Consider the following 23,870-nt stretch of genomic DNA (forward strand, 5'->3'; position numbering starts at 1 on the left):
GGGCCGCTCCATCGGGGCGGCCCTTTCCTATGGATAGGAAGGCGTCGATCAGCGGACGCGCGGACCGCCGAACGGCAGCGGCGGGGGCGGACGACGCGTCCCACGCGGCAACTGCGCCTGATAGGCGCGACCGCAATGTTCGACGCAATAGGGGAAGCCCGGGTTCACCGCTTCGCCGCAGAAATGGAAGTCCGGCTCACCCGGATGGCCCATCGGCCATTTGCAGATCCGCTCGGTCAGGTCGAGCAAAGTCGTCTTGTCGGCGATTTCGGCGCTGGGCTTGGCTGGCACCAGGCGACGCGGCGGCGCAGGCGGGATCGGTGCCTGCTGGTCGCCCGGACCCTGGCGCAGGAAGCCGCCGGGACCGACCGAAATGATGCGCGGCTGCGGCGTCGGCGTTGGCGCGTCGGCGGCGGGCGTCGCTGCTGCGGCGGGCGCAGGTGCGGGGGCCGCCGTCGGCGCGGCGACGGGTGCGCGGACCGGGGCAGGCGCTGGCGCGACCGGCGCTACGGCGCGGGGCGCTTCCACCTCGGGCGCGGGGGCGGGCTTACGCGGGGCAGGGGCGGCCGCCTTCTTGGGCGCGTCGTTCGCCTTAACAGGCGAAGGGCGGGACTGCAGGCCCAGGCGGTGCGCCTTGCCGATCACCGCATTACGGCTGACCCCGCCCAGTTCGTCGGCGATCTGGCTGGCGGTCAGGCCGCGCTCCCACATCCCCTTGAGCTGGTCGATACGCTCGTCGGTCCAGGACAATGAAAAACTCCTCACAAATCTTCTATGGCTTCCTATATGGGAAGCACAGCGCGCAGGTTCAAATCCTTGGACCTTTCCCCTTGCAGCACAACGGACCAGCCGATAGTCGATCCGACCATGAACGACCAGCCCAAAATTCACGCCGCACCATCGGTCCGCCCGCCTTTCCCGGAACCGGGCGTGCCGCAGATCCGCAACGTCAACTGGGCGGGCACCTGGGCGCTTTATGCCAAGGAAGTGCGCCGTTTCATGAAGGTGCAGTTGCAGACGGTGTGGGCGCCCGCGATCACGACCCTCATGTTCCTCATCATCTTCATCGTGGCGCTGGGCGGCAGCGGGCGCACGGTTTTGCTGCGCGGGGTTGCCGTGCCGTTCGCCGATTTCATCGCGCCCGGCCTCATCATCATGGGCATGATCAACGCCTGTTTCGCCAATGCCAGCTTCGCGCTGATGGTGGGCAAGGTGCAGGGGACGCTGGTCGACTACCTGATGCCGCCAATCGCGGTGGCCGAATTGCTGTTTGCGCTGGTCGCCTCTTCGGTGACGCGCGCCGTGATGGTGGGCTTCGCTTTATGGCTGGCGATGGCGCTGTGGCCGGGCGTCCATGTGACACCAGCCCATCTGTGGGCGGTGGTCTGGTTCGGCCTGCTCGGCACCAGCTTCATCGCCTTCCTGGGCGTCCTGACCTCGATCTGGGCGGAAAAGTTCGATCATGGCGCGGCGATCACCAATTTCGTGATCGGCCCGTTGGCATTGCTGTCCGGAACCTTCTATTCGATCGACCGTCTGCCTCCGCTGTTCCAGGGGATCAGTCACGCCAATCCCTTCTTCTACATCATCTCCGGCTTCCGCTATGGTTTCGTCGCGGCGGCGGACACCAATGTGGTGGTGGGCAGCAGCGTGCTTCTGGGCCTCAACCTGATCCTGGGTGGCTTGTGCTATACGCTGCTGCGACGCGGCTGGAAGATCAAGGCCTGACGCACCCTGTCAGATGAACGCCGCAAATAGCGGCACAATGATGCCCATGCAGAACAGAGTCACCGCCGCGATCAGCCAATGATGCAGGCGGGGAAACCTGTCGCCGTCACGCGGCTCATTCCGTTCGTCGCTCACATTCCATCCCGTCGATCTTGTCCGTGGGCGATGATAGGGCGGTCCCGTCGCTACATCAACGAATCCGGTTGGATGTTCAGCGGCTGGTTACCAATTTCTGCGACACGGATCCGGCAAAGGCGACGCAAAGGACATGATGTGAAGGTAGCGCTAGTGTTCGGGACGCGCCCCGAAGCGATCAAGATGTTTCCCGTCGTCCATGCCCTGCGCGCACAGCCGGGCGTCGACACGCGCGTCATCGTGACGGCGCAGCATCGCGGCCTGCTCGATCAGGTGCTGGACATCGCCGGGATCGTGCCGGACATCGATCTGGACGTGATGGTGCCCAACCAGACGCTGGACGGGCTGACGGCCAAGCTGATCGTGGAACTGGGCAAGGCGTTCGACGCGGAAAAGCCCGACCGCATCGTCGTCCATGGCGATACGCTGACCACCATGGTGGCGAGCCTTGCCGCCTATTATCGCAAGATCCCCGTGGCCCATGTGGAAGCGGGCCTGCGCAGCGGCGACATCCACCATCCCTGGCCCGAAGAGGTGAACCGCCGCGTTGTCGCCTGCATAGCCGACATGAACTTCGCCCCGACGCAGGCCGCCGCCGACGCCCTGCGTGCCGAAAGCCGCGACGCTGCCAGCATCCATATCACCGGCAACACGGTGATCGATGCGCTGCTGGTGACCCGCGACCGGGTGCTGGCGCAGCCCGCTCTCGCCAGCGGCCTGGATGATCTGGCCGCCCGTTTCGCGGGCAAGCGGATCGTCGCCGTCACCAGCCACCGCCGCGAAAATTTCGGCGGCGGGATGGAGGCGATCGCCCGTGCCATCGCGGATATCGCCGCGCGCCCCGACGTGGCGGTGATCTTCCCCGTCCATCCCAACCCCCATGTCCGGCCGGTGATGGACGCGGTGCTGGGCGACCTGCCCAATGTCGCGATGATCGAACCGCTCGACTATCCCCATTTCGTCCGCCTGCTCGACCTGTCCCATCTGGTGCTGACCGATAGCGGCGGTGTGCAGGAAGAAGCCCCCTCGCTCGGCAAGCCGGTGCTGGTGATGCGCGAAACGACCGAACGGCCCGAAGGGGTGGAGGCGGGCACCGCTCGCCTGGTCGGCGCGGATCGCGACAGGATCGTGCGCGAAGTGCTGGCGCTGCTGGACGATCAGAACGCCTATGACGCCATGGCCCGCGCCCATAATCCCTTCGGCGACGGCCAGGCGGCGGCCCGGATCGCGGCGATCATCGGGGCAGGGGCGCGCGCGCGGGAATAAAAGCGGCGACTGTTGGGCCGCCATCTGCTACCCGGCGGCATCGCCGCGAAATCTGCCCGCAAGCATTCGCCGCGACCGAGAGACATTTCGCGCTCCCGCTTGCCAAGCAAGGAGCTTGTCTCATGATGATATCAATTCGCCGCCACCCGACCGCCAGCCGCTCGGAACTGCCCGCATGAGCCGCGCTATCAATCTCAACGCCGCGCTGGACGATGTCACTGCGCTCTGCACCCGCCATTCGGTCGCGATTTCGACCATAGAGCCGCTGTCGTCGGGCGGCACGCGCGTGGTGTTGCTCAATCCCGATGGCGCGGAACGCATCCGCACGCTGATGAAGAACAAGATCATCACCACGCCCGTCGTCCGCTCGCCGATGCACATGGCGCGCCAGCCCGTCCCGCGCTACCGCTAAGCGCAGGCAGGTGACCAAGCGTTACCGAAATCTTCAGCATTTTCGGGCAGGAAAGCGGTCAAATTCACCGTTTGAAGGATTGTCCACCTCATGCCCGTCGACGCCAAGCAGAAGGTTTCCGTCATTGGCCTTGGCTATATCGGCCTGCCCACCGCTGCGCTGATCGCCCGTGGCGGCGCGCAGGTGGTGGGTGTGGACGTCAGCGCCCATGTGGTCGAAACCGTCAATAGCGGTCGCGTTCATATCGAGGAAGTCGATCTCGACGGCCTGGTCCAGGGCGTCGTGGCGCGCGGCAATCTGCGCGCCAGCCTGGACGTCGAACAGAGCGACGTCTTCATCATCGCCGTGCCCACCCCGGTATCGGAAGATCGCGCGCCCGACATCAGCTACGTCCTGAAGGCCGCCCGCACGATCGCTCCGGTGCTGAAGGCGGGCGACACCGTGATCCTCGAATCCACCTCGCCGGTCGGCACGACCGAAGCGATGCGCGACGTGATCGGCGGTCTGCGTCCTGATCTCAAAATGCCCGGCGTCGGCGTAGCGGGCGACATCGCCATAGCCTATTGCCCCGAACGGGTGCTCCCCGGTCGCATCCTGGTCGAACTGATCGACAATGATCGCTGCATCGGCGGCATTACGCCCCGCTGCGCGCGCAAGGCGCTGGGCTTCTACCGTCAGTTCGTGCGTGGCGCCTGCATCACCACCACCGCCCGCGCCGCCGAAATGGTGAAGCTGGTGGAAAACAGCTTTCGCGACGTCAATATCGCCTTCGCCAACGAATTGTCGGTGATCGCGGAAAATATGGACATCGATGTGTGGGAGGTGATCCGCCTCGCCAACCGTCACCCGCGCGTCAATATCCTGTCGCCGGGGCCAGGCGTCGGCGGCCACTGCATCGCTGTCGATCCCTGGTTTATCGTCCATGGCGATCCGGAAAATGCCCGCATCATTCGCACCGCGCGCGAAGTGAATGACGGCAAGACCGACTATGTCGTGGCCAAGGCGTCCGACCTGATCGACGCGTTCGGCGATGAGGACGTCGCCTGTCTCGGCCTCGCATTCAAGGCGAATATCGACGATTTCCGCGAAAGCCCGGCGGTAAAGGTCGCCGCGCGCCTGGCCCGCCGCTATGGCCGCCGGGTCAAGCTGGTCGAACCCTATGCCCAGGCGCTGCCGATGGAATTTGCCGGAACGGGCGCGGAACTGATCGATCTCGATACGGCACTGGAACAATGTGGCGTGTTCGTCATTCTTGTGGATCATGACATGTTCAAATCTGTCCCCGTCGACGAGCGCGCCGATAAGGCTGTCTATGACACCAGGGGTATCTGGCCCGACCAGCCGCGCCGCCTGGCTCAACCCGCGCCTGGTCGTCTGGCTGTCTGAAGAACGACGGGTCGGTTCCATCCGTCCCGTCCGTGGTTGCCATCACCGCGCCGCCTCGTTACCCCCCGGCATCAACAGGGTCATGACGGGGCGAAAGCGCGGATGAAGCGCACGAAAAGCATAAAATTATCCATTGTCGCGCTGGCCGCTTGCGGGTCGCTGGCTGCCTGCACGACGGTCGAGGATGCACCGCGTGGCGAGGCCGCCTATGCGGCGATCCCGCCCGCGCCTGCCGTCGGCATGGATTATCGCATCGCGCCGGACGACGTGCTGCGCATTCAGGTCTATCACGAACCCGACCTGTCGCTGGAAGATGCGCAGGTGACGGCGGCGGGGATGATCCGCATGCCGCTGATTGGCGACGTGTCGATCGCGGGCCTCACGTCCAGCGAAGCCAGCGACGTCATCGCCGGGCGGCTGGGCGAACGCTATCTTGTTTCGCCGCAGGTCACGCTGTTCGTGAAGAAAGCCGTCGGCCGCCGCGTCACGGTGGACGGCGAAGTGCGCGAACCCGGCCTCTATCCGGTCGAAGGGCGGCTGACCCTGCTCCAGGCCGTCGCCTTGGCGAAGGGGCCGACGCGCCTTGCAGGCCTTAATCAGGTGGTGATCGTCCGCCAGATGGATGGCCAGCGTCAGGCCGCCCTGTTCGACCTTGCCGCCATCCGCAAGGGCGAGGCTGCCGATCCTGAAATCCTGCCGGGCGACCGGGTCGTCGTCGGCCTGTCGCGCGCCAAGGCGATATTGGGCGGCGCCTTGCTCGCCATTCCCGCGCTGGCAACGGGCTTCATCGCCCTGGACGGAGGCCGATGATGGCGCCTGTATCTCTGCCCGCGCGTGACGATGCCGACCTGGCCGCCAATGGCCTGGGCGCGCGCCTCTCCATCGCCGCGCATCGCGGCTGGCTGGTCCTGCGCCGCCATCGCGTCATCCTGTTCGTCACCATGGCGCTCAGCCTGCTGGCTGGTGCGATCGTCATCCTGACGTCGACCCCTGACTATCGCGCCACCGCCTCGATAGAGGTGGAGGATGTGCCCGCCGGTGCCGCCGGGTCCGCCGCCGCGCAGCGGGCCAGTACGACGACCGACACCGAAACCCTGATGCAAACCGAACTGGAGGTGCTGCGCAGCCGCGCTCTGGCCGAAGATGTCGCCCGCGACCTGTCGCTCGTCGGCACCCCCACTTTCTTCAAGGGCATGGATCGTCCGCGCCCGGTCGAAGGCGTCGGCACCCTGTCGCAGCGGCAGGTGGAGCAGGACGCGGTTGTCCGGCTGCTCCACGACAATCTGGAAGTGGAGCTCCCCGGCAAGTCCCGCGTGCTGCGCATCAGCTTCGTCAGCGCCGACCCCGTATTGTCCGCACGCATCGCCAACAGCTACGCCGACAGCCTGATCCGCGCCGATCTCAAGCGCGGGTTCGAATCCGGCGTACAGGCGCGCCGCTTCCTGCTGGGTGAATTGGACGCCGCGCGCAAGGATCTGGCCCGCGCCGAGCGCGATCTGGCGGTCTATGTCGCCCGCAATGGCGCGCCGATCGAGCCGGGCCAGGACCAGCCGGATGCGGCGAAAACCACTAAGCCCGCCAAGCCCCCCGCGCCCGAGGGGTCTGTCGCGACTCGCCTCGCACAACTCAATGCCTTCCGTGCGCAGGCCGCCGCCGATCGCATCGCCGCACAAAAACGCTGGGAAAGCGCCCGCCGCACCAGCGCGGACACGTTGCCCGAAGTTTTGGGCAACGGCGCCATGCAACAGATCATGGCGGAGCGCGCACAGGCCCGCGCCGAAGTCGCCGAAGAACGGCAGTTCCGCAAGGACGCCCATCCCGAAATGCGCGAAGCCCGCGCGCGACTGTCGGCGCTGGATGAACAGGCCAATTCCATGGCCAGCACCATCCGCGCGTCGCTGCGCGAACAATATAATGTCGCCGTGCGCGGCGAGCAGCAGATCGCCAGGGAAATCGCGCAGCTCGAACGAGAGGCGCAGGTCGAACAGGGGCGCGACGTTCAGACCGGCATCATGGAACGATCGGTCGATACTTACCGAATGCTGCATGACAGCCTGCTCCAGCGTTATCGCGACATGGCCTCGCAGGCCGGTTTCCAGGCCGGACGCATCCAGCCGCTCGATCGCGCCGCGGTGCCGACTCAGCCCTTTTCGCCCCGGATCGGCGTGATCCTGCTGCTGGCGTCGCTGGGGGGGCTAGTGCTGGGCCTGTTGCTGGTGGCCGCGCGCCATATGTTCGACGACGCCGTGACCTCCGCCGACACGCTGGCGGAACGGGTGGGACTGCCGCTTCTGGGCGCGGTCCCGGTAACCGGCGACAATCCGCAGCCGCCGGACATCTTCACCCCGATCGCATCCTCGCTATTGCTGGCGTCGGCGGACGGTCTGCCGCGCTCCATCCTCGTCACCAGCGCGCAGGAAGGGGAGGGCAAGTCGCTCACTCTCCATGCGCTGGCGCTGGCGCTGGCGGGGCTGGGCAAGAGCGTGCTGGTCATCGACGGCGACATGCGCCGCCCGGTGCAGCACCGCCTGTTCCGCCTCTCGCCCGTGCGGGGCATCAGCGAAGTGTTGACCGGCCAGGCCACGGCGCAGGATGTCATCATGGAAAGCGGCGTGGCGGGGGTGGCCCTGCTGCCGTGCGGCACATTGCCGCCCAATCCGACCGAATTGCTCTCGACCCCCGCGCTCGCCGGGCTGCTCGCCGCCGTGCGCAATTCCTACGACACGGTGCTGATCGACGCGCCGCCGATCCTGGGCGCGGGCGACGCCCCCTTGCTCGCGGCGCAGGCGCAGGCGAGCCTGCTCGTGGTCGAATGGGGCCGCAACCATCATGGCGGCCTGCGCACGGCCGTGGAGCGCCTGCGCCGCAGCGGTGGCGCCATCATCGGTGCGATCCTGACCAAGCAACAGGGCCGCTCGATCGATTACGACTATCATCGCGGCGGGTGATGGAGACAGACTATCCATGTCATGCCCGTCACCCCAGCGCAGGCCGGGGTATCATACCAAGTTGCATTGATAGGAACCTATAGCCAGTTGTTCCCCGGCGCAGCTCGGGGTCCAGTTCTGAGCACGGGACTGGGCCCCGACCTGCGCCGGGGAACCGCCCTATGGGTCAACATCCTCGCATTTTGGTATCAGGCCATGACGCGTCACGCCGCATGAGATACTGCCCTTCGCTAAGATGACGACAACGCAAAAGCCCACCGCGCCATGGGCACGGTGGGCTTTTTTTCAGATCATCACTGGCCGTTGCGGTCAGGCCCGCGCCATCAACCCTTCGACGATCCCCTGGAACAGCCGCTGCCCATCGGTCGCGCCATGCGCCGCTTCGATCACGCGTTCGGGGTGGGGCATCATGCCCAGCACATTGCCTGCATCGTTCAATATGCCCGCGATGTTGCGCGCCGACCCATTGACGCTTTCGCCATAGCGCAGCGCCACGCGGCCTTCGCCTTCCAGCCGGTCGAGTATCGCATCGTCAGCGAAATAATTGCCGTCATGATGGGCGACAGGGAAGCTGATCGTCTCGCCCGCATCGTAGCGGCTGGTGAAGGCGCTCTGCGCATTTTCCACCGTCAGCGCCACGTCGCGGCACACGAAATGCCCACCCGCATTGCGCAGCAGCGCGCCGGGTAGCAGGCCGCTTTCGGTCAGCACCTGGAATCCGTTGCAGATGCCCAGCACGAACGCGCCGCGTTCCGCCGCCTTGGCGACCGCCTGCATCACTGGCGAACGGGCCGCCATCGCGCCCGACCGCAGATAGTCGCCATAGGAAAAGCCGCCCGGCACGCCGATCAGGTCGATGTCGTCGGGCAGTTCGGTGTCGCGGTGCCAGATCATCTCCGGCTTGGTTCCGGTCGCGGCCTCGAACGCCACCGCCAGGTCGCGGTCGCAATTGCTGCCCGGAAAGACGATGACGGCGCTCTTCATGGCTCAGGCGACCTTTTCGATGCGGTAATTTTCGATCACCGTGTTGGCCAGCAGCTTGCGGCACATGGCGTCGATATCCTCGTCGCTGGTGCCGTCCGCCAGGTCCAGTTCGATCAGCTTGCCCGCGCGCACGTCGTTGACCCCGTCGAAACCCAGACCGCCCAGCGCATGCTGGATCGCCCGGCCCTGCGGATCGAGGACACCGCCCTTGAGGGTGACGAAGATGCGGGCTTTCATGGGACGTGGACTCCTCAGAATCGACCGGCGCCGCGCAACATGCGCAGGGCCAAACTTTGCCGCTCCCCTAGGCGTGGCGCGGCGCGGAGGCAAGCCATTATGACTTTCTTAGCCAGCATGGCGCTATGCTGCCTGCATAATGTCGGGATGAGGAACGCGCATCATGTCCGGGTTGGCGCTGGCAATGTTCGTCGGGCTTTTCGCATGGGGAGAGCAGGCGGTGGGCTATACCGATCCGCACGGCAAAGTGCGCCTGGCCTTGCTCGCCTCCTTCTGTTTCGGCCTGCTGATCGGCTACCGCGCGCATCGGTGAGCATTCATAGCCGTCATGCCAGCGCAGGCTGGCATCTCAGGCCATGACGCGCCGGATCGCTAAGGATAGCAGCGTTAATCGGGGTGATGCTTGCCGCTACTTTCGTGATGCCTGTCCTATCCGCCTTCCTATGGATATGGCAGAGCCAGTCCGTCCACGCGGATGCAAGCACCTGACCTGTTGAAAATAAAATAACCAAATCGCACATTAAAATGTCGAAACCAGCGGGAAATGTGCGAAGTTAAGCGCCGGATTTCCAACATCTGCCGCTTATGGCAGCGGCGCTTCCACCCGGTCGCCATGGCTTTTGGGGCTGGACGTGACCAGTATCTCGACCGGCTTGTCACTCCGGTTCTGCGCCTGATGCGGAACCCCCGGCGCGATCTCGATCCCTTGGCCCGCCATCAGCTTATGCGTCTGCCCCGCCGCCTCCATCGTCAATTCGCCCGACAGCACGTAAAAGAACTGCCGCGCCCGTGCGTGATAATGCCGCACTTCGCTGGAGCCGGGCAGGATACGCTCCTCAATCACCGACAGATCGTCCCGCTTCACCAGATGCCAGCCGTCATTGACCCCACCCCAGACATAATGTTCCGCCCCCGCCTTCTCGACGGGTGCAGGCAATGGGGCAGGGGTGGCGACGCTGGCGGCGGCGATCAGGATCAGGGCGTTCATGCGCCATCCAACGAACCGGCCCGCCTGCTCCGCCATATCGCTGGTATCGGCGGCGGCGCGTCCCTATAGCTGGTCCATGGCATCGACCCCGAAGAACAAGACATCCGCGCCCCCCCGCAAGAAAGTCCGCCCCGCCGGCTTCCCCACCCGCGACGAAGTGGTGGACTTCATCACTACGTCCGACCAGCCAGCCGGCAAGCGCGAAATCGCCAAGGCGTTCGGGCTCAAGGGTCAGGAAAAGATCGCGCTCAAAGCCCTGCTCAAGGATATGGCCGACGAAGGTCTGATCGACCTCGGCCCCGCCCGCGCCTTCCACAAGATGGGCGGCGTGCCCAAGATCACGGTGCTGCGCATCATCGATGTGGACGACACGACCCTGATCGCCACCCCCGAGCGGTGGGAAGCCGAAGGCCAGCCCGCGCCCCGCCTGCGCGTATTGGAGCGTGGCAAGCGTGGCGCCCTCACCATTGGCGACCGCATACTTGCCCGCACCGAAGAGGCCGGGCGCGGCTATGTCGCGCACGTCATGAAGAAGCTCGCCAAGGCCAGCGAGGAATTGCTGGGCGTGGTGGAGGTGTTGGCTGACGGCAAGCTATGGCTCCGCCCGGTCGACAAGCGCATCCGCAAGGATACACCGATCAGCGACGTGGGCGACGCGAAGCCCGGCGACCTCGTGCTGGCCGAACCGCATGGCCGCCCGCCACGCATCTTCGCCCGCGTCACCGATATTCTGGGCGACCCCTTCGCCCCGCGTAGTTTCAGTCTGATCGCTATCCACAAACATGGCATCCCCCATGTCTTCCCCGACCGGGTGGAAGAAGAAGCGACGGCGGCGTCGGCCCTGCCGCTGCATGAGGACAAGCGTGAGGATCTGCGCCATCTGCCGATCGTCGCGATCGATCCGTCCGACGCGCGCGATCATGACGACGCGGTCTGGGCGACACCCGACGAGGATGAAGGCAATGTCGGCGGCTTCAGGGCGATCGTCGCCATCGCCGACGTCAGCTATTATGTCCGCCCCGGCAGCGCTCTGGACAAGGAAGCCCGCAAGCGCGGCAACAGCGTCTATTTCCCCGATCAGGTTGTGCCGATGCTGCCGCACGAACTCTCGTCCGACATGTGTTCGCTCCGCGCGGGCCAGGATCGGGCGGCGATGGCCTGCCATCTGACGATCAACGCCAATGGCAAGGTCACGGCATGGCGCTTCACGCGCGCCGTGATCCGCGTCGCGGCGGTACTGGCCTATGAGGATGCGCAGGCGGCGATCGACGGCGCAGAGCTTGAGCCTGCTCCGACAGCCTCGCGCGAGCAGGCGGACGCGCTGCTGGACGTCGCCCTCAAACCCCTCTGGGCTTGCTGGGCACTGCTCCGCAAAGCACGGGACGTGCGCGATCCGCTGGCGCTCGACCTGCCCGAACGGCGCGTGGTGCTGGACGAACATGGCAAGATCGTGAGCGTCGCCGTGCGCGAACGGCTCGACGCGCATATGCTGATCGAGGATTATATGATCGCCGCCAACGTCGCGGCGGCCAAGGCGCTGGAGGCGAAGAAGGCGCCTGTCATGTACCGCGTTCATGAAGCGCCGGGCCGCGAGAAACTAGTCTCGCTCAAGGAATATCTCGCCACCTTCGACATCGACTTCGCGCTGGGCCAAGTGATCCGCCCCGCGACCTTCAACGCGCTGATCCGTAAGGTCGCGGAGTTGGAGGAGAAGGAGCAGATCATGGTGCAGATCCTGCGCAGCCAGACCCAGGCCTATTATGGTCCGCAAAATATGGGGCATTTCGGCCTGGCGCTCGGCAGCTACGCCCATTTCACCTCGCCCATTCGCCGCTATGCGGACCTGCTGGTGCATCGCGCATTGGTCGGCGCCTACGGCCTGGACCTTCCCGCGCCCAAGGACAAGAGCATCCCCGACCGCTCCTCGCTCAGCCAGGACGATTATGAGAATATGGGTCGGGTCGGCGAAATGATCTCCGGCCATGAACGCCGCGCGATGGAGGCGGAGCGGGAGACCGTCGATCGTTACGTCGCGGCCTATCTGGCGGCGCATGTCGGCGAAATCGTGAAGGCGCGCATCACCGGCGTCCAGAATTTCGGCTTCTTCGCCACGGTCGACGGGTTGGGTGGCGACGGGCTGGTGCCGGTGTCGACCATGGGCGGCGAATATTTCCACTATGATGAAGCGGGCAAGGCCCTGCAGGGCGCGGACAGTGGCGATCGCTACACGGTGGGCCAGCGGCTGGAACTGCGGCTGGCGGAGGCGGACCCGATCAACGGATCGCTCCGCTTCGAACTGCCCGACAGTCCCGCGCCTCGCGGCGGCCCGATGAAGCGCGACCGCACCCGCCCCGGCGTCAAGCGCGGCCGCCCGACCAACATCCGTCATATCGGCGCGAAACGGGGCAAGCATAAACGGTAATGGGCCGTCGTCATTTGCGAGCGTAGCGAAGCAATCCATAAGCGCTGCGCTTGCAAAGACGCGTTCAACTCAACCGGTCGATCGCATCGCTGTCCAGCCCGCCGGGAATGATCATCAGCGGGCAGGGCAGTTTACCTGCATCCGGCCCGGCGAAATGCGTCACCAGCTTGCCCGGATTGCCGCTCGCCGCCGCACCCAGCACCAGCGCCGCGACATCCTCCATTTCCTCCAGGGTGCCGCGCACCACGGTCACGGCGTCGCCCTGGCGCACCGTTATGCTGGGGCGGATGCCGGATTCATCGGTCAGCGTGCCCGCCGCGCTCGTCACCAGCGCTTCGGCGCGTTGCAGCGCCTCATCTTCCATCGTCGCTTGCACGCCGCCCCATTGTACGAATTCGGCGGGCGGGATCAGCGCTAGGATGCGGACGGCGCCACCTGTCTTGGCGGCGCGCCGCGCGGCAAAGCGCAGCGCGGTTTCGGCCTCCGGCGATTCGTCCACGACAACCAGATATGTCCGCACGTCCTGTCGCCCCTCGCATGAATTATGGCCCGATGTTGCATCAGAAAGGTGCAACTAACCATAGAGGTGAAATGTGAGCCATAAATGCGTCTCTGGCAAGGCGTCCCTTGACCGATCCGGCGAATGGGTGAAAACGGGCACCAACGAAGAAAGCCGTAAAGCCAAGAAGAGGCCCGAAAGCATGAGCAAGACGATCCAGATGCCCGCTTTGTCCCCGACCATGGAGGAAGGGACGCTGGCCAAATGGCTGGTGAAGGAGGGCGACACCGTTTCGTCGGGCGACCTGTTGGCGGAAATCGAAACCGACAAGGCGACGATGGAATTCGAAGCGGTCGATGAAGGCGTCGTCGCCAAGATACTGGTCGCCGAAGGCTCCGAAGGCGTGAAGGTCGGCACCGTGATCGCCATCATCGCCGAAGAGGGCGAAGACGCAGCCACCGTCGCTGCCGGTGGCGACAAGGCCGCAGCGCCCTCCGCCGACGCCGCGCCAAAGGCCGACGCCGTCCCCGAAAAGACCGAAGCTGCCGCACCCAAAGCCGACACCGTCCCAGCCAAGGCCGCTGCCGCGCCTGCCGTCACGTCGGGCGACCGCGTGAAGGCCAGCCCGCTGGCGCGTCGTCTTGCCGAAGCCAAGGGCATCGATCTGGCCAGCATCACCGGCACCGGCACCAATGGCCGTATCGTGAAGGCCGATATCGACGGGGCGAAGCCCGGCGCTGCTGCCCCGGCGGCTGCTCCCGCCGCTGTGGCCCCTGCCGCCGCCGCCGCGCCCGCACCGGTTGCCGCCGCGGCGCAGGACTTCGGCATCCCGCATGAGTTCGTCAAACTGAGCGGCATGCGCAAGACGATCGCGCGCCGCCTGACCGAATCCAAGCAGCAGGTGCCGCACATCTACCTGACGGTGGATATCCAGCTCGACAAGCTGCTCAAGCTGCGCGGCGAACTCAATGCGGGCCTCTCCAGCCGCAACGTCAAGCTGTCGGTCAACGACCTGCTGATCAAGGCACTGGGCGTCGCGCTTCTCCAGGTGCCCGAATGCAACGTGCAGTTCGCAGGCGACCAGATGCTCCAGTTCAAGCGCGCCGACATCAGCGTCGCCGTGTCGATCCCCGGTGGCCTCATCACCCCGATCGTCACCGATGCGGGCAGCAAGGGCGTCGCCGCCATTTCGGAAAGCATGAAGGATCTGGCTGCCCGTGCCAAGGACGGCAAGTTGAAGCCGGAAGAATATCAGGGCGGCACCGCGTCGCTGTCGAACATGGGGATGTTCGGCATCAAGCAGTTCGAAGCCGTCATCAACCCGCCCCAGGCGATGATCATGGCGATCGGCGCGGGCGAAAAGCGGCCCTTCGTGGTCGATGACTCGCTTCAGATCGCCACCGTCATGTCGGCCACCGGCAGCTTCGACCATCGCGCGATCGACGGCGCGGACGGCGCCCGCCTGATGAAGGCGTTCCGCGAACTGGTCGAAAACCCGATCGGCATGCTCGCCTGATGGCGTATGTCGACGAAATCCCGCCGGACATCAGCCCCGCGGTTCGGGTCATCGCCATGCCGACCGACACCAATCCCTATGGGGATATTTTCGGCGGCTGGTTGATGAGCTGGATGGATTCGGCGGCGGGTTCCGTCGCCGCCCGGCACAGCCATGGCCGTGCCGTGACCATTGCGGTGGAAGGCATGACCTTCCTCCGCCCGGTCGTGGTCGGCGATGAAGTGTCGGTGTTCGCAACCCTCAAATCCGTTGGGCGCACATCGATGAAAATCTATGTAGAAGCCTGGCGCCGGGCGCGCCACGACGACCGCTCCTATCGCGTGACCCATGCGACCTTCAGCTTCGTGGCGATCGGCGAGGATCGTCAGCCCCGTTCCGTTCCGCCCCTGCCGGGCGCGTGATCCTATCAAGACAAATAAGCGAGAATGACCATGGCTGAGAATTACGATGTCATCGTTCTGGGTTCCGGCCCCGGTGGCTATGTCGCCGCGATCCGCGCCGCCCAACTGGGCCTCAAGACCGCGATCGTCGAGCGCGAAAATCTGGGCGGCATCTGCCTCAACTGGGGTTGCATCCCGACCAAGGCGCTGCTCCGCTCGGCGGAAATCTATCACTATATGCAGCATGCAGGCGATTATGGCCTGGCCGCCGAAAAGATCAGCGCCGACATCGCAGCGGTGGTGAAGCGCTCGCGCGGTGTCGCCAAGCAACTGAATCAGGGCGTCACGCACCTGATGAAGAAGAACAAGATCACCGTCCATATGGGCGACGGCAAGTTGACCGGTAAGGGCAAGCTTAGCGTCACCAAGGACGGCAAGACCGAGGAACTGACGGCCAAGAACATCGTCCTCGCCACCGGCGCTCGCGCCCGCGACCTGCCCGGTACGCCTGCCGATGGCAAGCGCGTATGGACCTATCGCCATGCGATGACCCCGCCCGAAATGCCGAGCAAGCTGCTGGTCATCGGATCGGGCGCGATCGGCATCGAATTTGCCAGCTTCTATAATGACATGGGCGCAGACGTGACCGTCGTGGAAATGATGGACCGCATCGTCCCCGTCGAGGATGCGGATGTCTCCGCCTTCCTGGAAAAGGCGCTCAAGAAGCAGGGCATGACCATCCTGACCGGCGCAGGCGTCAGTGATATCAAGGTCGGCGCCAATGGCGTGACCGCCAAGCTGAAGGACAAGGCGGGCAAGGAAAGCGCCGCCGAGTTCAGCCATATGATCGTCGCGATCGGCATCGTTCCTAACACCGCCGACATTGGCCTTAAGGAACTGGGTGTCGACGTGGACGATCGCGGTTTCCTCAAGACCGACGAGATGTGCCGCACCAATGTCGAAGGGCTATGGGCGATCGGTGACATCACCGCGCCGCCATGGCTGGCGCATAAGGCGAGCCATGAAGGCGTCATCACCGCCGAAGCCATTGCGGGCCAGCATCCCCACGCCATGGACCCGCGCAACATTCCGGGCTGCACCTATTGCCACCCGCAGATCGCCAGCGTCGGCCTGACCGAAGCCAAAGCGAAGGAAGCGGGTTACGACGTGAAGGTCGGCATGTTCCCCTTCATCGGCAATGGCAAGGCGATCGCGCTGGGCGAAGCGGAAGGCTTCACCAAGACGGTGTTCGACGCCAAGACCGGCGAGTTGCTCGGCGCGCACATGATCGGTGCGGAAGTCACGGAAATGATCCAGGGCTATACCATCGGCAAGACGCTGGAGACGACCGAGGCGGAACTGATGCACACCGTCTTCCCGCATCCGACCATCTCGGAATCGATGCATGAAAGCGTGCTGGCGGCTTATGGCCGTGCGCTCCATATCTGATCGCCGCACATCGATCCTGAAAGGCGCGGGGGCTTTGGCTCTCGCGCTCTTTTGCGTATGGGCGATCGCGCTGATGCAGAAGGCCGGATGGCTCGACGGACTGAATGTCGGGCTGATGCAAGGGGCTGGCGTAGCGCGCGATAGCGCTATGGGCCAGCATCTTACCCTTCCCATGCGGATCGCTTCGGCTGTCGGCGGAACGGCGGGCAGGCTGGTGCTGCTGACCGTGGCCATCGGATCGCTGCTCTGGGTCGGACGACGCAGCGGCGCGCTGTGGCTCGCCACGATGATGGCGGGCGGCACGGCGCTGAACCTCATCCTCAAGCAGATATTCGCCGCGCCGCGTCCGGACCTGCTGCCGCATCTCGACAATGTCCACAGCTACAGCTTTCCCAGCGGTCATGCGGCGGGCAACATGATGTTCTTCGGCGCGCTCGCGATGCTGGTGGCGCGCCGCAGCGGCTATGGGGCCGCTGCCGTGATGATCGCGCTCATCGGCGTCAGTCGCGTCTGGCTTGGTGTCCATTGGCCCAGCGACGTCACCGCCGGCTGGATCGAGGGGCTGGGCTGGCTCGCCTTCTGCCGCGTCTGGCTACCAGCGGGGCGAGGGTAGCAGTAGCGCCCGGCCGATGCTGTCATGTGGCGGCATCCCGTCGCTTGTGATGAAACCATGTACCCAGAAACTATCGAACACCGTGGCGGCGGCGATGCCCGACAGCAGGATCGCACTGATCGCAAATATCCGTCGCGCGCCCCGAACGGGTTGGGCAGGGGACAGGGCGATCAACGCCAGCGGCAGGATCGGCAGGAAATAGCGGCCCTGCGTTCCCTGGATATAATCTGCACCCAGCGGCGTTCCGGTCAGGTACATGGCGGTTTCAATCAGCAGGGCCACGCCCGCCGCGACCGCCAGCCACCAGAGCCGCTGGCCGATCCCGAACCGCGTGCTGGTCCCGCTCGCGACGCCCGCGACCAGCATTACAGCGCCCAGCACATAGGCCGCCAGCGGCAGCAGGATCGCGTTCCAGCCGAAACGCCCGACGATCTGCAACAGATAGACCGGCGCGCGCTCGATGATGCTGCTCGTCAGGATACTACCATAGGCCAGCGGATCGTGCAGGATAACGGCCAACTGGTCGCGCAGCGGCGCGGTCATCACCGACACGCCGGTGTCGCGCGCACGGATGGAATAGAGCGCTTGGCTCCCACCCGACATCTGCATCCAGCCGATGAAGACGATCGCCCCCAGCGCCCCCGCGCCCAGGATCAGCCCCGGCCGTCGGTCATAGCGATGCTGTTGCCAGCGCAGGCCCGCTGCGACCAGTGGCAGATAGACGCCCTTGCACAGCGCCAGCAGCGGCGCGGTCACCAGCAACGCGACCGAACGGGCAGGGGAAGCCGCCATGAAACCGGTGCGCAGCGCCAGCGCCAGGCCCAGAAAGCCAAGGCCGTTGATCACTGCATCGGGTGAAAGCGATCCGGTCTGATAGGCGAAGGTCGGCAGCAGCGCGGTGGTGAGCATGGCGTTGCGGCCGAAAGGCAAGAGGCGCAAGGCGGCGATCAGCAGGGCCAGCCCGGTCAGGGCATTCACCAGCCGCCCGGCATAGAAGATATCGATCCACGGCAGCCCGATCGCCTTGCCCAGCATCAGCCCGACCGCGCCGGGCGCATAAAGGGTCGGCGCATAGCTCGCCACATTGGGGAAGTCCGCAAAGGCCATGCCGGGCCGTCCTGCATCCGCCTCCGCACTGGCGGCAATCTGTGCGCGATCGAAGCTGCGGGAAGTCGGTGGCACCTCGGTCGGAAAATCCACGCGATGAATATCCAGCGCTGCGCGGGGCAGGTCGACCCCGATGGACTTGCCCCGCTGCTCGGTCAGCATATCGCCCTGCGCCAACGCCAGCGCTTTCATATAATGCTGGTTCTCGTCCGGCGCCTGAAAGGGCGGGGTGACGATGGTGTAGAACAGGGTGGCGGCACATAGCAGGGCCAACAACAGAGTTTCGATCGGCGTCCACGATGCGGCGACCACCATGTCTGCGCTACCGCCACCCTGCAATTTGCTTCGTTCGTTTCGCATCGCCTGCCATGTCTGATGGTCCGTCGGCGGGACCGTTTAAATGCGCGTGAACCTCTCCGCCGATCGATGTCGGCCCGATCCGACAAGCTTTCTTAGCGGAAAGGCCCGGCTGCACGCGGGTCACGCCTGCGACCTGTGACTAACAGCCCAGACTTAACATTTCGCTCTTGCGTCGAAAATGGCGCAGGCAGGCGGATTATGCCTCCGGTTCTTCCTTCTCGACCGGTGGATGCAAACGCAGGCGCGTCACGCGGCGGCCGTCGCTCGCGACGATTTCCAGCTTCCAGCCGCTGGGCGCATGGTCCAGTATCTCACCCGGCTCAGGTACGCGGCCAGCCAGCACGAAGGCCAGTCCGCCCAGCGTGTCCACATCCTCTTCGACATCGCCCAGCTTCTCGTCGATGTCTTTGGCGACATCGTCCAGTTCGGCGCGGGCGTCGGCTTCCCACAGGCCACCGTCTAGCGGCACCAACATCGCCTCGGGCGCATCGTCATGCTCGTCCTCGACGTCGCCGACAATTTCCTCGACCAGATCCTCGAACGTCAACAGGCCTTCGGTGCCGGAATATTCGTCCAGCACGATGGCCAGATGCGTTCGCTTGGCGCGCATTTCTGCCAGCAGGTCCAGCGCGCCCATGCTTTCAGGCACATAAAGCGGCTGGCGGATCAGCGGTTCCAGCGTGTCGGGCACCGGGGCCTTGCCCGCCAGAATCGCGAAGGCGTCGCGGATGTGGATCATGCCGACGATGGTGTCGAGGGTCCCGCGATACACCGGCACGCGGCTGTGTCCGGCCTCCGCGAACAGGTCGGCCAAGTCTGCGAAGCTCGCCGTTTCCTCGATCGCAATGATGTCGGCGCGCGGCACGGCGACATCATCCACCGTATGTTCGGAAAAATGAAGCAGGTTGCGCACCATCTGCCGCTCAATGGCCGACAGGTCGCCCTTCGCGGGCGCGGCGCCATTTTCGTCCTGCTCTTCTTCGTCATAGTCGTCGAGGGCTTCTTCCAGCTCCTTGCGAAGGCTGGTTTCCTCGCCTTCACCGAACAGGAGCGACTTGATACCGCTCCATAATCCGCCCTCGTTGCTACTGTCCCCTTCTTTCGAAGCGGTGCCGTCCTTCGGACTGCCGTCAGCCATGATCCTACTTAGTCCCCTGTCCGCGCGTTCCCAAAAACGCGACTGCTAAACGCTCTGTCGATCCCCATAGGGATCGGAAAGGCCGATGCTTGCCAGAGCCGCCGTTTCCAGCGCCTCCATAGCTTCGGCTTCATTGTCGTCCATATGATCATATCCAAGCAAATGAAAAGTCCCATGGACGATCAGATGCGTGGCATGGTCGGCAACGGAGATGCCCTTTTCCGCCGCCTCGGCGGCGCAGACCCCTTCGGCCAGCACGATATCGCCCAGCAGCACTTCGCCATCGTCGGTGTTGGCCGTGGCCTGAAGCAGGTCGTCCTGTACCATCGGGAAGGACAGGACGTTGGTCGGCTTGTCCTTGTCGCGATAGGCGCGGTTCAGGCTATGGACCTCCTCGTCGGAGGTCAGCTTGACCGCCACTTCATACAGCGTCTGATCGCTGGCGAACGCCGCATAGGGACTGTGCGCAATCGCGCTGGCGACAGCGCGCTGGGCCAGAAACGCCCAGTCCGTATCGGGCCAGCCTTGGTCGTGCAGGACGGCGACTTCAATCATGCAACTTTCTTTCCATTACGCCGGAGGTCAGGCATCCGGCCCCTCATAGGCCTGCACGATCCGCCCGACCACCGGATGGCGCACCACGTCGGCTATGCCGAACGGCACCATCGCGATGCCCTCCACGCCATCCAGCCGCGCGACCGCGTCGGCCAGGCCCGATATGCCCGGCTGTGGCAAATCGACCTGCTTGGGATCGCCGCAGATGACCATGCGGCTGCCTTCGCCGAAACGGGTCAGGAACATCTTCATCTGGGCGATGGTCGTATTCTGCGCTTCGTCCAGCACGATGAACGCGTTGGCCAGCGTACGGCCGCGCATGAAGGCCAGCGGCGCAATCTCGATCTCGCCGGATGCGATGCGCCGTTCCACCTGCTCGGCAGGCAGCGTATCGTGCAGCGCGTCGTAGATCGGGCGGAGATAGGGATCGACCTTCTCCTTCATGTCGCCGGGCAGGAAGCCCAGCTTCTCGCCCGCTTCCACTGCGGGACGTGAAAGGATCAGCCGGTCGACGCTGCCGGTGATGAGCTGGCTGACCGCCTGAGCCACCGCCAGATAGGTCTTGCCGGTGCCTGCTGGCCCCAGCGCGAAGATGATGTCGTTGCGGTTCAGCGCCTCCATATAGGTGACCTGCGTCGCGGATCGCGGGACAATCGTCTTCTTGCGCGTGCGGATCATCACCTTGGGCGGTTCGGCGACGTCGTGGCGGATGATGCCGTCCAATGTGGGTTCCGATGACATGGCGATGACGGCCTCCACGGCGCCGGTGTCGATTTCCTGCCCCGCGACGATCCGGTTGTAGAGGCCGGTCATGACGTCGCGCGCGCGCGCGGCGGCTTCGGCTTCCCCCTCGATCTGCAACTTGTTGCCCCGCGCGGCGATATAAACGCCCAGCCGATTTTCGATGGCGACCAGATTGCGGTCATATTGACCGAACAACGTGCCCAGCAGATGTGGCTTTTCGAAGGTCACTTCCAGTCGCGCCTTTTCGGCGACGGCTTCGCGGTGGTGATGATTCGGTTTCTTGCTCATGGTCAGCCCCTTTTCCCGTCCGTCATCCTCGCCAGGGCGAGTATCCATCTTCCGCCGTTCGATCCTGGTGGACAGGGTCGGAGATGGGTTCCTGCATATGCTGGAACGACGGTGTTTTGGTTCAAGCGGCCTTCCTCCTGCTGGGTTCGCCGGCCAGGCTGTTCGGGCCGGCGCTGATGATATCGACTTCGACCATGTCGCCGATGGACAATTCGGGCACGGTGACATGGACGGACTGGAGCCAGGGCGTCTTGCCGATCAACTGGCCGGGATAGCGCCCCTTGCGCTCCAGCAGGATATCGGTGCTGCGCCCGACGGTGGCGGCGTTGAAATCCACCTGATGCCGGTTGATCGCCGCCTGCAAATGCGCGAGCCGATCGTCCATCACGTCCGCCGGGATCTGATGATCCATGTCGGCGGCCGGCGTACCGGGGCGGGGGCTATATTTGAAGCTGTAGCATTGCGCATAACGCACCTGCTCCACGATCTTCAACGTATCCTCGAACTGCGCGTCCGTTTCGCCGGGAAAGCCGACGATGAAGTCGCCCGACACCGCGATATCGGGCCGAACCGCGCGCACCCGTTCGATGATGCGCAGATAGCTTTCGACGCTGTGGCTGCGGTTCATGGCCTTGAGGATCTGGTCGTTGCCCGACTGCACCGGCAAATGCAGGAACGGCATCAGCTTGGCCTCTTCGCCATGCGCGGCGATCAGGCCGTCGCTCATGTCGTTGGGATGGCTGGTGGTGTAACGGATGCGCTTGAGGTCGCCGATCTTGGCCAGTTCGCGGACCAGTCCGTCCATGCCCTGGATGCGGCCCTTATGGTCCTCACCGGTCCAGGCATTCACATTCTGGCCCAGCAGCGTGATCTCCCGCACGCCGCCATCGACCAGCGCCCTGGCTTCGTCCAGGATCGCGGTCCACGATCGGCTGATCTCCGCGCCGCGCGTATAGGGCACCACGCAATAGGTGCAGAATTTGTCGCACCCTTCCATGATCGTCAGGAAGGCGGTCGGCCGCGCCTGCTTGGTGCGCGCGGGCAGGGCGCCGAATTTCGACGCCAGCGGCATGTCGGTATCGACGGCCGCCTCGCCACGGCCCGCCTGCTCGATCAACTCGGGCAGGCGGTGATAGGCCTGCGGTCCCACGACGATGTCGACCGTGCGCGCCCGGCGCTGGATTTCACTGCCCTCCGCCTGCGCGACGCAGCCCGCGACGGCGATCATCGGGCGCGTCCCATCCTCACGCACCATGCGGCCGATGTCGGAATAGACCTTGTCCACCGCCTTTTCGCGAATATGGCAGGTGTTGAGGATGACGAGGTCGGCGTCCGCGCCCTCCGCCGCCGCCGTCATGCCGCGCGTACCCAGCATTTCGGCCATGCGCTCGCCATCATAGACGTTCATCTGGCAGCCGAAGGATTTGACTTGGAAAGTCGCCGGTGTCGTCTTGGCAGGATTTTTGGGGGCGTCGGTACAATTCATCGGTCCTGCTATACAGGCCGCAGGGGCGGAGCGGAAGGGTGCTGATGTGCAGCGATGCTCTGTGCGATGCGGTCGCGCGCCAAAGCGGCGATGGCCTTGCGATCGGCGCAGGCGGCGGGATCGAAAGGCGGCAGAAAATGCAGGGTGACGTCAAGCCGCCCCTTACGCCCCAATATCCGCCTCGCATTCGCCCCGGCCCCTTCATCGCCATGCCAGGCGATTTCGGCGGTATGGACGCCATAGTCGATATGGACAGGCTGGATCATCACCGCGCGTGAAGGCGGTAGCAGCACTGCCAGCAGCGACGGCTTGAACGGCAGCAGGCTGCTGCCGTCGCTGGTCGTGCCTTCGGGAAACAGAGCCACGGGCTGATGCCCCAGCATCGCCGCGCGCAAGGCGTCGATCTGACCCGACAGCGCGCCGCGTCTTTCGCGCGCGACGAAGACGGTGTTGTTCTGCGCTGCCAGCCAGCCGATCACCGGCCAGCGCGCGATGCCGTCATGCGCGACGAACGCTGCGCCCGTCGCCCCGGCCAGCACCAATATATCGATCCAACTGACATGATTGGCGAGCAGAAACATGTCGCCATCATGGGGTTGCCCGTTGATGCGCACCCGCGCACCTGCTGATCGGGCCGCCAACGCCAGAAAGCGCCGCGGCCAGGGGGAGGGGCGGCGCGCGATGCGCCACGCCATATGCGGTATCAGGCAAATGATCAGGCTGACGATCAGCGCCGCGACACGCAGCGTCAGGCGCAGCCCGCTCAATCGGTCAGTTCTTCCGATCGAGCGCGACGCCGTACAATTCCATGCGATGGTCGACCAGGCGGAAGCCCAGCTTCTCGGCGATCTGCTTCTGCAACTGTTCCAGTTCGGGGTCGACGAACTCGATGACGTTGCCGGTTTCGACATCGATCAGATGATCGTGATGCGATTCGGGCGCCGCTTCGTAGCGGGCGCGGCCGTCACCGAAATCATGCCGGTCCAAAATGCCCGCTTCTTCGAACAGGCGGACGGTACGATATACGGTAGCGATCGAAATGCCGGTGTCGATCGCGGCGGAACGACGATGCAATTCCTCCACATCGGGATGGTCGGTGGCGTCGCTCAGCACCTGGGCGATCACCCGGCGCTGTTCGGTAATCCGCAGCCCCTTTTCATGACACAGGGCTTCGACGTCGATTTTGCGGTTCATGCAGGCTCGCTTAATGGCTTGATGCGACAAGGTTG

At 64.8% G+C, this 23,870-nt stretch carries 25 protein-coding genes; 12 read left to right on the forward strand and 13 right to left on the reverse strand.

Annotated features, from left to right (window positions below):
* Positions 1-48 precede the first annotated feature (48 nt).
* A complete protein-coding gene (locus tag U5A82_RS11425) occupies positions 49-750 on the reverse strand; it encodes a GcrA family cell cycle regulator (RefSeq protein WP_326290957.1) in 702 nt (233 codons plus the stop codon).
* 117 nt (positions 751-867) lie between these two features.
* Between U5A82_RS11425 and U5A82_RS11430 the strand changes: the two genes are divergently transcribed.
* Positions 868-1,728: an ABC transporter permease gene (locus U5A82_RS11430; protein ID WP_326290958.1), complete on the forward strand. Its 861-nt coding sequence runs from the start codon at positions 868-870 to the stop codon at positions 1,726-1,728.
* Positions 1,729-1,737: 9 nt separating this feature from the next.
* Here U5A82_RS11430 and U5A82_RS11435 read toward each other — a convergent pair whose 3' ends face one another.
* On the reverse strand, positions 1,738-1,863 hold the full coding sequence (locus U5A82_RS11435; protein ID WP_326290960.1) for a hypothetical protein: 126 nt from the start codon (positions 1,861-1,863) through the stop codon (positions 1,738-1,740).
* 138 nt (positions 1,864-2,001) lie between these two features.
* Here U5A82_RS11435 and wecB point away from each other — a divergent pair, with 138 nt between their 5' ends.
* The 5 genes from wecB (at position 2,002) to U5A82_RS11460 (ending at position 7,875) form a co-directional block, all read left to right on the forward strand.
* Positions 2,002-3,129: a non-hydrolyzing UDP-N-acetylglucosamine 2-epimerase gene (gene wecB, locus U5A82_RS11440; protein WP_326290962.1), complete on the forward strand. Its 1,128-nt coding sequence runs from the start codon at positions 2,002-2,004 to the stop codon at positions 3,127-3,129.
* 175 nt (positions 3,130-3,304) lie between these two features.
* Complete coding sequence (locus tag U5A82_RS11445; RefSeq protein WP_326290964.1) at positions 3,305-3,541, forward strand: hypothetical protein; 237 nt, start codon at positions 3,305-3,307, stop codon at positions 3,539-3,541.
* 90 nt (positions 3,542-3,631) lie between these two features.
* Positions 3,632-4,927 carry a UDP-N-acetyl-D-mannosamine dehydrogenase gene (wecC, locus tag U5A82_RS11450; protein WP_326290965.1) on the forward strand — a complete coding sequence of 432 codons (1,296 nt, stop codon included), beginning with the start codon at positions 3,632-3,634 and terminating at the stop codon, positions 4,925-4,927.
* A 102-nt stretch (positions 4,928-5,029) separates the two neighbouring features.
* Entirely contained in the window at positions 5,030-5,737 is a 708-nt protein-coding gene (locus U5A82_RS11455; RefSeq protein WP_326290966.1) for a polysaccharide biosynthesis/export family protein, read from the forward strand.
* Positions 5,737-7,875: a GumC family protein gene (locus tag U5A82_RS11460; protein ID WP_326290968.1), complete on the forward strand. Its 2,139-nt coding sequence runs from the start codon at positions 5,737-5,739 to the stop codon at positions 7,873-7,875. Before U5A82_RS11455 ends, U5A82_RS11460 begins: the two co-directional genes overlap by 1 nt.
* 309 nt (positions 7,876-8,184) lie before the next feature.
* On the opposite strand, the gene purQ is transcribed toward U5A82_RS11460, so the two are convergent.
* Together purQ and purS are read right to left on the reverse strand one after the other, a co-directional pair.
* The gene (gene purQ, locus U5A82_RS11465) at positions 8,185-8,859 is read right to left on the reverse strand and encodes a phosphoribosylformylglycinamidine synthase subunit PurQ (RefSeq protein WP_326290970.1); all 675 of its coding nucleotides are present in this window, start codon (positions 8,857-8,859) and stop codon (positions 8,185-8,187) included.
* A 3-nt stretch (positions 8,860-8,862) separates the two neighbouring features.
* The gene (purS, locus tag U5A82_RS11470; RefSeq protein WP_093012502.1) at positions 8,863-9,096 is read right to left on the reverse strand and encodes a phosphoribosylformylglycinamidine synthase subunit PurS; all 234 of its coding nucleotides are present in this window, start codon (positions 9,094-9,096) and stop codon (positions 8,863-8,865) included.
* A 163-nt stretch (positions 9,097-9,259) separates the two neighbouring features.
* On the opposite strand from purS, the gene U5A82_RS11475 reads away from it, so the two are divergent.
* A complete protein-coding gene (locus tag U5A82_RS11475) occupies positions 9,260-9,409 on the forward strand; it encodes a hypothetical protein (protein WP_326290974.1) in 150 nt (49 codons plus the stop codon).
* 270 nt (positions 9,410-9,679) lie between these two features.
* Here U5A82_RS11475 and U5A82_RS11480 read toward each other — a convergent pair whose 3' ends face one another.
* Positions 9,680-10,084, reverse strand: coding sequence for a cupin domain-containing protein (locus U5A82_RS11480; RefSeq protein WP_326290976.1), 405 nt, complete (start codon positions 10,082-10,084; stop codon positions 9,680-9,682).
* Positions 10,085-10,160: 76 nt separating this feature from the next.
* Here U5A82_RS11480 and rnr point away from each other — a divergent pair, with 76 nt between their 5' ends.
* Positions 10,161-12,506 carry a ribonuclease R gene (rnr, locus tag U5A82_RS11485; RefSeq protein WP_326292916.1) on the forward strand — a complete coding sequence of 782 codons (2,346 nt, stop codon included), beginning with the start codon at positions 10,161-10,163 and terminating at the stop codon, positions 12,504-12,506.
* Positions 12,507-12,570: 64 nt separating this feature from the next.
* Here rnr and U5A82_RS11490 read toward each other — a convergent pair whose 3' ends face one another.
* Positions 12,571-13,026 carry a universal stress protein gene (locus tag U5A82_RS11490; protein WP_326290978.1) on the reverse strand — a complete coding sequence of 152 codons (456 nt, stop codon included), beginning with the start codon at positions 13,024-13,026 and terminating at the stop codon, positions 12,571-12,573.
* 181 nt (positions 13,027-13,207) lie between these two features.
* On the opposite strand from U5A82_RS11490, the gene U5A82_RS11495 reads away from it, so the two are divergent.
* Genes U5A82_RS11495 through U5A82_RS11510 form a run of 4 tightly spaced genes read left to right on the forward strand, consistent with a single transcriptional unit; the run spans position 13,208 to position 16,963 of the window.
* Positions 13,208-14,521: a pyruvate dehydrogenase complex dihydrolipoamide acetyltransferase gene (locus U5A82_RS11495; RefSeq protein WP_326290980.1), complete on the forward strand. Its 1,314-nt coding sequence runs from the start codon at positions 13,208-13,210 to the stop codon at positions 14,519-14,521.
* Positions 14,521-14,922, forward strand: a complete 402-nt coding sequence (locus U5A82_RS11500) for an acyl-CoA thioesterase (RefSeq protein ID WP_326290982.1) — start codon at positions 14,521-14,523, stop codon at positions 14,920-14,922. Before U5A82_RS11495 ends, U5A82_RS11500 begins: the two co-directional genes overlap by 1 nt.
* Before the next feature lie 30 nt (positions 14,923-14,952).
* Positions 14,953-16,350, forward strand: a complete 1,398-nt coding sequence (gene lpdA / locus U5A82_RS11505) for a dihydrolipoyl dehydrogenase (protein WP_326290984.1) — start codon at positions 14,953-14,955, stop codon at positions 16,348-16,350.
* On the forward strand, positions 16,328-16,963 hold the full coding sequence (locus U5A82_RS11510) for a phosphatase PAP2 family protein (protein ID WP_326290986.1): 636 nt from the start codon (positions 16,328-16,330) through the stop codon (positions 16,961-16,963). Before lpdA ends, U5A82_RS11510 begins: the two co-directional genes overlap by 23 nt.
* On the opposite strand, the gene U5A82_RS11515 is transcribed toward U5A82_RS11510, so the two are convergent.
* The 7 genes from U5A82_RS11515 to U5A82_RS11545 form a co-directional block, all read right to left on the reverse strand.
* Positions 16,943-18,430 carry a DUF2142 domain-containing protein gene (locus U5A82_RS11515; protein WP_326290988.1) on the reverse strand — a complete coding sequence of 496 codons (1,488 nt, stop codon included), beginning with the start codon at positions 18,428-18,430 and terminating at the stop codon, positions 16,943-16,945. The two genes, U5A82_RS11510 and U5A82_RS11515, sit on opposite strands and share 21 nt — an antisense overlap.
* A gap of 196 nt (positions 18,431-18,626) precedes the next feature.
* Positions 18,627-19,568 carry a hemolysin family protein gene (locus U5A82_RS11520; protein ID WP_326290990.1) on the reverse strand — a complete coding sequence of 314 codons (942 nt, stop codon included), beginning with the start codon at positions 19,566-19,568 and terminating at the stop codon, positions 18,627-18,629.
* Between the two features lie 45 nt (positions 19,569-19,613).
* Positions 19,614-20,123, reverse strand: coding sequence for an rRNA maturation RNase YbeY (gene ybeY, locus U5A82_RS11525; protein ID WP_326290991.1), 510 nt, complete (start codon positions 20,121-20,123; stop codon positions 19,614-19,616).
* Between the two features lie 27 nt (positions 20,124-20,150).
* Positions 20,151-21,155, reverse strand: a complete 1,005-nt coding sequence (locus U5A82_RS11530) for a PhoH family protein (protein WP_326290992.1) — start codon at positions 21,153-21,155, stop codon at positions 20,151-20,153.
* A 121-nt stretch (positions 21,156-21,276) separates the two neighbouring features.
* Positions 21,277-22,641, reverse strand: a complete 1,365-nt coding sequence (miaB, locus tag U5A82_RS11535; protein ID WP_326290994.1) for a tRNA (N6-isopentenyl adenosine(37)-C2)-methylthiotransferase MiaB — start codon at positions 22,639-22,641, stop codon at positions 21,277-21,279.
* A gap of 8 nt (positions 22,642-22,649) precedes the next feature.
* Positions 22,650-23,336: a lysophospholipid acyltransferase family protein gene (locus U5A82_RS11540; protein WP_442802209.1), complete on the reverse strand. Its 687-nt coding sequence runs from the start codon at positions 23,334-23,336 to the stop codon at positions 22,650-22,652.
* A 76-nt stretch (positions 23,337-23,412) separates the two neighbouring features.
* A complete protein-coding gene (locus tag U5A82_RS11545) occupies positions 23,413-23,835 on the reverse strand; it encodes a Fur family transcriptional regulator (protein ID WP_326290996.1) in 423 nt (140 codons plus the stop codon).
* Positions 23,836-23,870 lie beyond the last annotated feature (35 nt).

This window comes from Sphingobium sp. CR2-8 (assembly GCF_035818615.1).
Classification (GTDB): Bacteria; Pseudomonadota; Alphaproteobacteria; order Sphingomonadales; family Sphingomonadaceae; genus Sphingobium.